At 37.4% G+C, this 12569-nt stretch carries 10 protein-coding genes; 5 read left to right on the forward strand and 5 right to left on the reverse strand.

Annotated features, from left to right (window positions below; all coding sequences use genetic code 11):
- Positions 1–219 precede the first annotated feature (219 nt).
- Positions 220–795 (reverse strand): flavin reductase family protein, encoded by a 576-nt coding sequence (locus FHR28_RS20560; RefSeq protein ID WP_166783437.1) that lies wholly within the window; start codon positions 793–795, stop codon positions 220–222.
- 196 nt (positions 796–991) lie between these two features.
- Between FHR28_RS20560 and FHR28_RS20565 the strand changes: the two genes are divergently transcribed.
- Positions 992–2383, forward strand: coding sequence for an L-cystine transporter (locus FHR28_RS20565; RefSeq protein ID WP_034612245.1), 1392 nt, complete (start codon positions 992–994; stop codon positions 2381–2383).
- A 198-nt stretch (positions 2384–2581) separates the two neighbouring features.
- On the opposite strand, the gene FHR28_RS20570 is transcribed toward FHR28_RS20565, so the two are convergent.
- Positions 2582–2911 (reverse strand): hypothetical protein, encoded by a 330-nt coding sequence (locus tag FHR28_RS20570; RefSeq protein ID WP_004721915.1) that lies wholly within the window; start codon positions 2909–2911, stop codon positions 2582–2584.
- A gap of 187 nt (positions 2912–3098) precedes the next feature.
- Between FHR28_RS20570 and FHR28_RS20575 the strand changes: the two genes are divergently transcribed.
- Both FHR28_RS20575 and FHR28_RS20580 read left to right on the forward strand, forming a co-directional pair.
- On the forward strand, positions 3099–3929 hold the full coding sequence (locus tag FHR28_RS20575) for a PhzF family phenazine biosynthesis protein (RefSeq protein ID WP_166783438.1): 831 nt from the start codon (positions 3099–3101) through the stop codon (positions 3927–3929).
- A 150-nt stretch (positions 3930–4079) separates the two neighbouring features.
- Positions 4080–6854 carry a M16 family metallopeptidase gene (locus FHR28_RS20580; RefSeq protein ID WP_166783439.1) on the forward strand — a complete coding sequence of 925 codons (2775 nt, stop codon included), beginning with the start codon at positions 4080–4082 and terminating at the stop codon, positions 6852–6854.
- Positions 6855–7028: 174 nt separating this feature from the next.
- On the opposite strand, the gene FHR28_RS20585 is transcribed toward FHR28_RS20580, so the two are convergent.
- The gene (locus tag FHR28_RS20585) at positions 7029–7808 is read right to left on the reverse strand and encodes a ferredoxin--NADP reductase (protein ID WP_004721908.1); all 780 of its coding nucleotides are present in this window, start codon (positions 7806–7808) and stop codon (positions 7029–7031) included.
- Positions 7809–7907: 99 nt separating this feature from the next.
- On the opposite strand from FHR28_RS20585, the gene tsaA reads away from it, so the two are divergent.
- Positions 7908–8636, forward strand: a complete 729-nt coding sequence (gene tsaA, locus FHR28_RS20590; protein ID WP_056516030.1) for a tRNA (N6-threonylcarbamoyladenosine(37)-N6)-methyltransferase TrmO — start codon at positions 7908–7910, stop codon at positions 8634–8636.
- Between the two features lie 91 nt (positions 8637–8727).
- On the opposite strand, the gene FHR28_RS20595 is transcribed toward tsaA, so the two are convergent.
- Both FHR28_RS20595 and FHR28_RS20600 read right to left on the reverse strand, forming a co-directional pair.
- Positions 8728–10197, reverse strand: a complete 1470-nt coding sequence (locus tag FHR28_RS20595) for a CHAD domain-containing protein (protein ID WP_166783440.1) — start codon at positions 10195–10197, stop codon at positions 8728–8730.
- A gap of 177 nt (positions 10198–10374) precedes the next feature.
- Positions 10375–11835 carry a CYTH domain-containing protein gene (locus FHR28_RS20600; protein WP_166783441.1) on the reverse strand — a complete coding sequence of 487 codons (1461 nt, stop codon included), beginning with the start codon at positions 11833–11835 and terminating at the stop codon, positions 10375–10377.
- A 310-nt stretch (positions 11836–12145) separates the two neighbouring features.
- Between FHR28_RS20600 and FHR28_RS20605 the strand changes: the two genes are divergently transcribed.
- Positions 12146–12529: a DUF962 domain-containing protein gene (locus FHR28_RS20605; RefSeq protein ID WP_004721901.1), complete on the forward strand. Its 384-nt coding sequence runs from the start codon at positions 12146–12148 to the stop codon at positions 12527–12529.
- Positions 12530–12569: the final 40 nt, after the last annotated feature.

Genomic DNA, 12569 nt, shown 5'->3' on the forward strand with positions numbered 1-12569 from the left:
TTAAAAAAATGACAATAAATAATCAGTATTTAGTTTGGGAATAATCAGGGCTTATTCACATAACTTAACCAGTTGGTAAAATCGCAGCTTATTGCAGGATATGTATGATTAATATCAAGGGATCAGTCTGTTTAGATTATTGAACAATTATGAATTGAACATGATTTAAAATAGATTGGCCCATCGACAAGTAAATTTCTTGAGGATTAAGCCTATAGATTATAGATTGGCATCTACAGGATCTCCGATCGTATAGTAATGTCCACCTGCAACATGATGTAGGCTTTTCCATTCAGCTCCAACTTCATGATAATACCAGTGACCATTGCGGAATACGCGATCATCCGCATACGCAGCGACGACTTTGCCTATAAATAAATCATGGGTTTGTTGATTATGCGGTTCAGGAATAAGTTCACAGATCAACCATGCAGCGCAGCCTTCAACCGCAGGGAGATGAAATCCCTCAAATTGGAAAAGTGGCGTATGGCAGTGTGAGAGTTTTTCAGGATCATTAAACTGACTGATTGAGCCTAATTGTTGTACCAGTTTAAGTTGTTTGAGTGTCGGTACCTGTAGGATGAAATGACCTGACTTTTCAACTAATTCACGAGTTTTTGTGCTTTTGTCTAAAACCACACTCACTTTGGCAGGCACAAGTTCTAAGGCACAAGCCCATGCTGCTGCCATGACATTGTTTTCGTTTTCATACTGGGCTGAAACAAGCACGGTTGGACCGTGATTTAACAGGCGATAAGCCTTAGAAAGTTCAACAGTTTGGATGTGTGAATTCATGAGATGGCCTATATTCTGGGTGTTAGTCTTTATTTGTATAAGCTTATACAAAAAATTCATGAGTGCGCTAAAGTGATGTTTTTATTATTAATAGTGCATGTTGAGAAAACAACACTTAAATATCAAAAAATGCTAAAGACTATTGGATATTTCACAATAAGCTTATAATAAAACGATCAAAACTATTGGAACTCGAATGAACTATACGCTCATTTTGAATATTGTCATATTCATTGCCTTGATCATACTGCTGATGCAAACCAGAAAGACAGATTGGAGTCTGGCTAAAAAAGTGTTTGCCGGTTTATGTTTAGGTGTGGTATTTGGGCTAGGATTACATTGGGTTTATGGTACAAATTCTGAAATTTTAACCGAGTCTATTCAATGGTTTAATATCGTTGGAAATGGTTATGTTAAGCTTTTGCAAATGGTAGTGATGCCATTAGTGCTGGTTTCGATCCTGAGTGCTGTGATTAAGTTACATAATGCATCTTCATTAGGCAAGATTAGTATTTTTAGTATTGGTACATTATTAATAACCACATTTATTGCCGCTTTGGTTGGCGTGTTTGTGGTCAATCTATTTGGATTAAGTGCGGCTGGTCTTGTACAGGGGACACAGGAAACAGCACGTCTTGAAGCAATTCAATCTGAATATATTGGTAAAGTCACAGACTTAAATGTACCTGATTTTATTTTATCTTTTTTGCCGACAAATCCATTTGCTGAACTCACTGGGGCACATCCAACCTCAATCATTAGTGTGGTGATCTTTGCTACGATGCTCGGTTTGGCAGGGCTTAACCTGATCAGAGATGATGCCGAAAAAGGCCAACGTATCGTCACTGCAATTGATACTTTGCAAGCGTGGGTGATGAAGTTAGTTCGATTGGTGATGACGCTTACACCTTATGGTGTATTTGCCTTGATTACAAAAGTTGTGGCAAGTTCTAAAGCCGCTGACATTGTTAATCTCGGTGGTTTCTTGGTTGCCTCTTATCTGGGTCTAGCTATCATGTTTGCAGTACATGCAATTGTATTGCTGCTGACAGGCGTTAATCCAATCCGATTCTTTAAAAAGGTTTTACCTGTATTAACCTTTGCTTTTACCAGCCGTTCGAGTGCGGCAAGTATTCCATTAAATATTGAAGCACAAACTCGCCGTTTGGGTGTGCCTGAATCTATTGCCAGCTTTTCTGCTTCATTTGGTACAACGATTGGGCAAAATGGTTGTGCGGGTTTATATCCAGCAATGCTTGCGGTGATGGTTGCCCCAACAGTGGGGATTAATCCACTTGATCCGATCTGGATTTTAACTTTAGCTTGCGTGGTGACTTTAAGTTCAATTGGCGTTGCAGGTGTCGGTGGTGGTGCAACCTTTGCTGCACTGATTGTTTTACCGATTATGGGTTTACCTGTGACTTTGGTGGCTTTGCTGATTTCCATTGAACCTTTGATTGATATGGGGCGTACTGCGTTAAATGTTGATGGTTCGATGACTGCAGGTGTTGTGACCAGTCAATTGATGGGGCAGACAGATCAAAGCATTTTGCTTTCAGATGAGAGAGAAGAGTTAAAACATAGTTAACCCATTTTTCTATATTATTTAAATGCCATAAAAACACCTAAATTACATTTAGGTGTTTTTTTCAACTAAAGTTTATCAAACATACTCTGATTCATTAAACGCATATTCATTAAAACAAGGCAAAGTATTCACTACTCGAAATAGCAGTTTATCGATCACTTTCTTACAAATATGATGGCCTGCTGGCGCTAAAACGTTCTATTTTGCTGCTTGATTACACTCAGCCAATTCTTTTGAATTTTTTGTCCAAATTTTTCCAGCAGAATTTTTATAGAAGGTGATTTTCCCAATTCGGGAGACCAAACTTTGACATGAGTCTATTGAAAGTTGATTGCCCCAAGGACCAGACATCCGACATACAGTACCATCGCATTTCCAAACCACATTAGGGCCATTCTCTATCGGTACGGTAACTGTCCCTTTATGTGTGCTTCCAGCAATCCAAATGGTATCGGCTGCAAAAGTCAGTGGAGAACATAGGATTAGGCTACTTATAACGACGCTTCGGAGTTTTATGCTTATTTTCATCGTGCTTATTGCATAATTATTGATCTAGGAAAGGTTATAAACTTCAAATGAATCTATAAAACAGGTGTATTTTGAATGGTCAATACGATCAAGCTAGAGTTTTAACTGTAACCATTTTAAAACATAGACTGTATCTGTAATCATTTTTAGTATCACTTAGAATAGATTAAAATGAGGAGTTTTGACAATGAAAATGTACCAAGTTGATGCTTTTACACAACAATTGTTTAAGGGCAATCCTGCTGCTGTATTGGTCTTAGATGACTGGCTGGATGATGCTTTGATGCAAAATATTGCCTTAGAAAATAATTTGGCAGAAACTGCTTTTGTAAAACGCATTGATGATGAAAATTATCAAATTCGCTGGTTTACCCCACAGGTTGAAGTCGATTTTTGTGGACATGCAACCTTAGCTTCAGCTTTCGTTTTATTTAAAGATTATACCCAAGCGAAGACGATTCATTTTCATGTTAAAGATTTGGGTATTTTTATCATCCAGCAAGCTGAGGATGGAAAGATCCAGATGAATTTCCCGATTCGCCAGCCACAAAGAGTGATCGATTATCCTGAGTTATTGAATCATGTCATTGATCAGCCTTTTAAAGAAGTCTACCTCAATGCGCAAGCTTATATTTTAGTTTGTGAATCTGCACAAGATGTGATTAATGCAACACCAAACTTACCCAATATCCGAAAAATTGCAGAACAATATCATGTGAGTACCGCATTAACTGCGGAGTCTGCAGGCTACGATGTGACCATTACCGCAGCTTCAAACGATTATGATTATGTGGCTCGCTATTTTGCCCCGCATAAAGGGATAGATGAAGATCCTGTAACAGGTTCAATGCATACTGGTTTAGCGCCTTTATGGGCTGAAAAGCTGGGTAAAACACAACTTATCGGTTATCAAGCATCAGCGCGCGGTGGAAAATTGTTTTGTGATATTCAGGACGGTCAACGTATCGAAATTTCAGGCTATGCACAGTTATTTATGCAAGCTGAGATTTTTATTTAAATTGATTTTAAGCTAGACATGTTCAAATCATTACAAAAGCCGTTGAAATAAACGGCTCTTTTTTCAAAACTTTACTATAAATTTTGTTCAGAATTTCTTAAGATGTTTAGCTTATAACTGTTTAAAATTTAAAAAATTCTGGATTCTCCTATGCTCATGCAGTTGAAAAAACTCACCTTGTCGCTTTGTATTCTTGGTTTTAGTGCGTCTAGTTTTGCTCAAGCCATCCTTGTTAAATCTGAACATAATATCGAAGAATATAAGCTAGAGAATGGCTTTAGAGTTTTACTTGCACCGAATGATAAAGAAAGTAAAGTCTTTATGAATACGGTTTATTTGACTGGTTCATTAAATGATCCACAAGGCAAAGGTGGTCTTGCACATTTACTTGAACATTTAGCGTTTAAAGGCACACAAGATGTAAAAGGCGAAGAATTTCAACGCCGTTTAGATCAATATACGTTAATGACCAATGCCAGTACCGATTATTATTCGACTAAATATACCAATATTGTACGTCCAGACCAAAATACCTTAAATGAAGTGATTTATTTAGAGTCACAACGTATGGACAAATTGGTGCTTCAAGAACAATTCGTTCCTTCAGAAATCAATATTGTGATGCGTGAACGCGAAGTGCGTATGGATCAGCCTTTTGCTGTGCTGATGGATCAAATGTGGAAAGCAGCCTACGGCAATAAGTCATTAGGTCGTTTACCGATCGGTGATCTTGCTGAACTACAGTCAATTAAAATGAATGAATTGAACAAATTCTATAAAGACTGGTATGCACCGAATAATGCGGTGATGGTGATTGCAGGTAAATTTGATAAAGCAGAAGTTTTAAAAGCGATTGATAAAAACTTTAGTGCGATTGCTGCACGTAAGATTCCTCAACAAGCAACAGTGCCTTTACTTGATTCTTCAACTATAAAAAATCGTAATTTTGTGGTGAAAAAGGGCAGTGATCTTGCCAAATTCAATATTTATATGAATGGTAAGAATGAAAAAATTCAGCCAGTATTAGCACTTGCGCCATATTTATATACCTTACAACCGAGTGGTCATCTATATTCCAGCATGGTGGAAACTGGCGTCGCGACCAATGTCCAGTCGACAACATGGTTAGATGATGATTTTAACTTGGTGTTTATGGGGGCAATATATGCACCAAACCATGATGCCCAAAAAATTGACAGTGCGTTGATTGCCGGTGTAGAGAAAAATAAAAGTTTTGATGATGTTGAATTAAAACGGGTTAAAAATCTGATCCAGAACGCCAATGAGAGTTTATTGACCAGTGCAGCAGCTGTTGGTGGTATGTTGAGTGATTATGTGGTGTCATCGCATGGCAATTGGGCACAATATTTTAAAGATCAACAGGCCATTCAAAAGTTAAGCGTAGCTGAAACTAATGCAACTTTAAAAGCATTTTTAACTGAGCAGCACCGTTTTAATGGTGATATTCAACCGACACCTGAAGATCAGAAAAAGGCCTTGGAGCAAAAGCAAGCTGCTGAAAAACCAAAAACTTTAGATCAACAAGCTGCTGCAGTAGAACCGTTAAAAGATGTCAGTGTTTATCAAGCTGAAGTTGCTCAATATGTTGAAAAATCGAAACAATATTTAACTGCAACAGAGAAAAAGATTCAACGTGGCACTTTAAAAAATGGAATGAAGTATGCTTTATTCCCAACTTCGACACGTGATGATAAAACCTATGCAACCATTGAGGTCAATTTTGGTACAGCTGAATCTTTAATGAATAAGGCACAAATCCTCGATTTTACGGCTTATTTATTATTACGTGCTTCTGAGCAATATAGTTTACAGAACATTGCAGATAAAACTATTGAAGCAAGTGGTGGAGCAACTGCGACTGCATCGGATAACGGGATTACCATTCAAATTTCAGCGAAAAAAGAAAAATTTGAAGAGTTCTTTAAATATATCGTGTCGGTGATGAAGAGCCCTAAATTTGAACAATCACAATTTGATTTAATTAAATTACAAAGCTTATCTAGTTTGGATCGACCATATACTGAGCCTGAAACAGTATCCTCTTTAACCATTGCACGCTTACTTGAAACTTATCAGCCGGGTGATTTACGCTATCATTTTGAACCAGAACTGGCGAAAAAACAGATTCAAGCAGCAACCAACCAACAAGTTGTCGATTTATATAAAACATACTTTGCAATGGATCATGCCTTTATTTCTATCACTGGGCAGTATGATGCAAAACCAATCAAGAAGTTACTTGAGCAACAATTTGGAAATTGGTCAGCTAAACAACCTTATCAGCGTCTATCAACAGAATTTACCACTTATAAAGCGCAGAAAGTGCATGCCCTTTCAGAACAACGTGAGTTTGGCAGTTATCAAGCTTTGCAGACCTTGCCTGTAGGTGTGGACAATAAAGATGCCGCAGCACTGATTGTCTTTAGTTATATTTTGGGTGACTCGCAATTGTCTTCTCGTTTAGGACAAGAGCTTCGTGAAAAAAATGCGTTAGTTTATGGCTTTGGTAGTCAATTAAACTTGGACTCTTTTAATGAAGCAGGCGCATTGTCGATCGAAGCCAATTACACAGCAGGGAAATCTGCTGAAGTATCGCAAGTGGTGCGTAAAGTGCTGAATGACTTATTAGCGACAGGAGTAACCAGTCAGGAGTTGGAAGCGGCTAAAGCCAATATCATGAAGCAACGTGTGACGTCTTTAGAAGATGAGCGCGTAATTCATCGTATGTTAAACAGCCAGCTTGAACGCAATAAGAAAATGGATAGTCGTGCTTTAAGAGATCAAGAGTTTGCTCAATTGACCAAAGCAGATGTGGATGCTGTGATTAAGAAGTATATTAAACCTGATCAATTGGTTGAAGTGATGGCTGACCAATATGGTCAAGCTCAGAAAAATCTAAATTGATGATTTAAATTATTGAATCACTCAAGGAAAGCCATACATTTGTATGGCTTTTTTTATCACTATACAAGATCTATAAAAATGAGCTATCAAGCTGTACTAATTTATATTGATTAAATTCAAAAAAACCGAGGTATTTAACCTCGGTTTTCAATTTAACGCTGCTTGAAAAATAAATTATTTTTCAACAAAAGCTCGTTCAATCACGTAGTCGCCTAAAACACCCATTTTAGGGGATTCTTTCAGACCGTGTTGGTCAAGCAGCTCGACAACATCGTCAAGGAATGCTGGGCTACCACAAAGCATTGCGCGGTCAGTTTCAGGATTAAAACGTGGTAAGCCAATTTTTTCAAATAATGCACCAGATTCAATCGCAGTAGTTACACGACCTTGGGTATGGAAATCTTCACGGGTTACAGTTGGGTAGTAAACCAATTTGTCTTTAATACCCAGCTCTTCAAAAAACTCATTGTTTGGAAGTTCATTGAGAATCAGGTCTTGGTAAGCCAATTCAGAAATAAAGCGTGTACCATGTACCACGATGACTTTCTCAAAACGCTCATAGGTTTCTGGATCACGAATCGTTGATAAGAATGGTGCTAGCCCTGTACCCGATGAAAGAAGGTATAAGTTTTTACCCGGATTCAAATCATCAAGCACTAAAGTACCTGTAGGTTTTTTAGAAATTAGAATTTCATCACCAACTTTTACTTTTTGCAAAATAGAAGTTAAAGGACCATCAGGCACTTTAATTGAGAAAAACTCTAATTCTTCTTCGTAGTTAGCGCTTGCAATAGAATATGCTCGCATTAAAGGCTTACCATTGACTTCAAGACCAATCATCACAAATTGACCATTTTTAAAACGTAATGCAGTATCACGTGTGGTCTTAAAACTGAATAGAGTGTCATTCCAGTGGTGTACGTGAGTAATCTTTTCGACGTTGAAAGCAGCCATTAAAGGTCTCAATAAATTATCAAATTAGAACAGCCTGCTATTCTAATCTAAAATCATTCTCGATAAACTGAATATATTTAATTGAACTTATCAGAAAAAATGATTATGACTGAGTTAAGTCTCCCGATTATTGGGATTATGCGTTCTCCTTATGTTGAAAAATTTGGTATTCCTCGACAACCAAATCTGGTTCAGGTGGAGTCTTTTATCGAAATGCATGCACCCTACAATGTCTTAGAAGCATTTGAGGGAATCGAAGAATTTAGTCATTTATGGTTGATCTGGCAGTTTCATGGCAATAAAAATCAACAAGATAAAGATAAGTTCCGTCCTCAAGTGAGGCCGCCACGTTTAGGTGGAAATAAAAAAATCGGTGTATTTGCAACACGCAGTATGTATCGCCCAGCACCGATCGGTTTATCTGTAGTACAACTTAAAGCTGTCAAAAAAGAGGGGAATGCAGTTCGTGTATATGTGACAGGCAGTGACCTTTTAGATGGTACGCCGATTATCGATATTAAACCTTATATTCATTATTCTGATGCTGTGGATGCGGCGCAAAGTGGTTATGCCCAGCATGAGCCTGTTCGTAAACAGGTTATTTGGTCTGAGCATGCTCAGCAATTAAAAAGTAAATTTCTTCAAACAGCTGACATGGACCCAAAATATATCGCTGAACTTGAGTCGGTACTGGCTTTAGATCCTCGACCAGCTTATCAGCATGATGATGCGCGTATTTATGGAATGCGTTTTGGGCAATTTAATATTAAATTTAGCTGTGCAGAAGAAGCGATCCTGATTCAGGGCATTGAGTCGTTCAATTATTGAAAACGTGATTCCATATCCTCCGTAAAATTTATGCGCTTTTGTCCGCTGTGATCGGATCATCTCGGTTTAAAGAGCAGGATAGTAGCTACAATTACTCTAAAACGGCTGTCTTGGCAAACTGCAGCAAATCTTGTTGTGATTTCAGCAAAAGCCGTTGCTGTTCTGCGGCAATCCAGCCCAAAGCAAACCAGACTTGGGGTTCTGTTTTTACCAATTTTTTTAACACATCTTCAGCAACAATCAGGTCATTGTAGAGACCTAAACTTTCTTGAGCAGGCTTTATAGCTTTTAAATATTTTTTGACTTGGCTTTTATCCGATAATGATGCAACAAACTCAATACTATAACGCAAACGCTTTAAGTTTTTACGAGTACGGTGCCGTGCTTCGATGTCTAAATTTAAATAGTTTTCTGCGTCAGTTTGAATTTTGCTATGTAATTGTCTAACTTTTTTAAATGCTGCTTTATGTACAGCTATTTGAGATTTTTCACTTGATTCTTGGGCAATAAATTGAATTAAGGATAGGACCAAATAATTAAAATTAAAAGATCTAAACAGTTTGGTTAATTTTTGCGAATCGACATCTTGTGGTTCTGGAAGTTTAAACTTAGGTGCACCAGCAGCCTCAAGCTGAGGTAATAACTCCTCTCGAATCATATCTAAATCACGAGCAGAACCGAGTTGTCTAAATAGTTCGGTTAACTGTGTTTGCCAAGTGGGATCGATATGCAAAGACCAATTTGAAAAGGTTTTTAAAGCACTTCTTAAGCGACGAATTGCCACACGTGCCTGATGGATATGTTTGGAATTAAAGTTTCCAGATGCAATTGCTGTAGTGTTGGGGAGTAGATGAGATAGACAATTATTCACGATCTTTTTTAATGCATTCTCAGGATGATCCTTTGAATCAAGAACAAGTGGCGTTTGCAACTGTACGGGATTGTCTGGAGAGTTTTGTGCAAGCTGAAAACCTTGCTGTGCTTTGCTACGGGTATCAAGCCATAAGTTATAGCGTTTCATCCGAGGTAAGATAAAAGAAATGAGATCTTGAACAGTGCCTTGTTTCAGTTCAAATTCTAATTCACGTAATGCGAGACGCTGTTGAAGGGCGATGATATGACCATGATCATAACTGACTTCAATTTCACTATTTTGAAATTTAAATAAGCTGAGCTTTCTTTCGATGTCTGTTTGAAACTGAACTTCTAATCCGTCTTTATGTTGCTCTAATAAGTGTTTAATATTTTTAGCAATATGCTTATTGCTGAGATAATTTTTTAGATCTAATCCTGTTTCCGCGCTTTCGATATTTTCCTCAAATTCAGCACGTTTAAGCCTTTGTTCTGTTGGAAGTTTGAGGGTTTGTACCCATTGCTGCTTTTCTTGATCATCTTCAAGGCATTGACGAAGCGAAATGGAATGCTCAGACAAAATAAATTGTGCCGTATCATAGTATTTGGCTTGTAAGTGCTGAATATTGGTATCTTTTCTTTGAAACGCCTTGATGAGCATTTCTTGCTTTTCTTCAGGTATTTGGAATTTCAATTCAATTTCAAACATGCTTATCGTTCCATTCTTATTTTCTCGATTTTAATCCGATAAATTGTTTTTTTTGAGTTTTTAATGAATGATTACAAATTCGCAACGTGAATACTCACGCGACTACAAATATTCAATTTTATGCAGTATTTAAAGAGATGATTTTATTCAATAAAACCATCTCTTCTCGCTGCTGATTTATTTTAAAAACTTACGGCTAACCAAGAACTGTTCCGTCGCTTCAAGCAGTTTTTCCGCATAAGCTTCTTGTTTTGCGGTAAGCCAGCCTAAGGCAAACCAATCACTGGCTTCTAGGTCGGTTTGTTGTAGGTAAGATGATGATGAAGCAAGCACTTGATATTGCTCACAAGCTTGTTGAGCATCATTTAAAGATTTCGCATATTTTTGTAAGTTTTTAACATCATAGATATTGGTTAGGATTGGAAAGCTAAATTTTAATTCATTTAAATGCTGAGCCAGCGCTTCTAAACTTTCAAGGTCAGATAGATCGGCTTCATTTAAACTTTCTTGTAGTTGTCGATACTGATTTTGCAATGTATTTTGCGCAAACCATTTTAAGTCATGGGTTGGCGCTTTCGCAGACTGTCCTAAACTGAACATGAGTAATTCTAAATAGTGCTGCACATTTTGAGTCGATTTGACCAAATTGATGAGTTTTTCATTGGCATACAAAATATCCCGATCTAAACTTTGCGCCGTTTTCGGATTTTGCAGTAACGCACCTAATGTGCGTTGCATATGTTCAAAATGCTGTAAGTTTTTAAAGTGACTCTCAAACGCTGAAAGTTGATGTGACCATTTATCCGTTTTGGTATCTGTCCAATCTTTAAACAGAGAAAGACTTAAATGTAAATGGTGTAGGGCAGTCTGTGCTTGAATAATATGTTCAGGCTGGGCAACCTGTGCAGAAATCGCGGCAATATTTGGCAATAAATGTTGTAATTGACTGGCAATAAGCACACGTAAATTTTTATCTGCAGTGTCTTTTTTATTTAAAATGGTTTCTTTGCTGAGCTGTGCTGGACTGACTTTTTGATCCACAGTCAATAAGTGTCCAAACTCAGCTTTGCTACGTACATCGAGCCATAAGTGATACTTTTTAACCCATTCAAAACTAAAGGCTAAAAGTGATTGAATTGAGCCACTTTTTAACTCAAATTCTACTTCATGAATTTCTTGTTTGGCGGTTTCAGTTCTGACTTCACCAATATCGAGGCTGATTTCAATTTCAGCATCTTCAAACTGAATCACACGGATGGTACGTTGGATGTCAGTTTCAAATTGTAATTGAAGTTCGTCAAATTTATCCCCCAATGCATTTTTTAAAACAGCAAGTGCTTCGGGTTTATTCTGGTAAATATCAAGATCTAAATGTGGGGCTTCAGCAAGTTCACCTAAATCAATATTGTCTTCAAAGCGTTGTAAATGGCTTTTGGTGGCGGCTTTTAATGTTTGTACCCAACGCGTTCCTTCTAAGCGTTGACGTAGTGCAGCGCCGTGTTGGGACATCTGACGATCAAGTGTGTCGTAGTATTTTGCTTGTAATTGAATAATTTGGGATTTTTTAGGATCTAATGCTTTGAGGAGTGCATTGCGGCGGGCTTCCGGAATTTGAAACTTTAATTCAACTTCAAGCATGTGAGGGTCCTAAGTGTTAATCATGGTTATTAGAGAGTTAAACATTCTTGAATGTTTAATCTGGCATTGTAACTTAAAATGTGTCATCAGAAGACTTGTATAGCATGCCATTTGAGTATTTTTTACCGCTATATCGTTACTAATTAAATATTTAGAATGACAAAATTTCCTATTTCGTGACTTGTATGGTCTAGGCAATACTTGAAGTCGCAAATATAGATGAATTGTCAACAGACTTAATATTGAATTTGGCTGTTATTGCAGCATAAAATAAACTAAGCTGATTAAAAATAAAACAGGATGATTGATCATGAACGCGTATGTTGAGCCTAAATCGGAATTAGAGCAAAACCCTAAGTTTGAATTACCAATTAAAAACTATTCAGAATTTTATCGTTTTTATTTAACTGAACACCGTAGCATGATGAGTCGCCGTTTGCATGCAGCTGGAAGTAGTGTCGGTATTTATTTCTTTAGCAAAGCAATTCGTCAACGTAAAGCAAAATACGTGGTCTATGGACTGCTTTCAGGCTATGCGTGTGCTTGGGTGGGGCATTTTGTATTTGAGAAAAATAAGCCAGCAAGTTTTAAGCAACCACTTTATAGTTTTATTTCGGACTGGCGTATGCTTTCCGATATTGTACGTGGCAATTTAAGTTTAAAAGACCGTAGTCTAGATAAAATTGAGAGCTAATCTTGTCAGTAAGGTAATAAATTAAACAAAAAAGCTTAGA

Origin of the sequence: Acinetobacter sp. BIGb0196, assembly GCF_011759595.1 — a bacterium.
In the GTDB taxonomy this organism is placed as follows: Bacteria; Pseudomonadota; Gammaproteobacteria; order Pseudomonadales; family Moraxellaceae; genus Acinetobacter; species Acinetobacter guillouiae.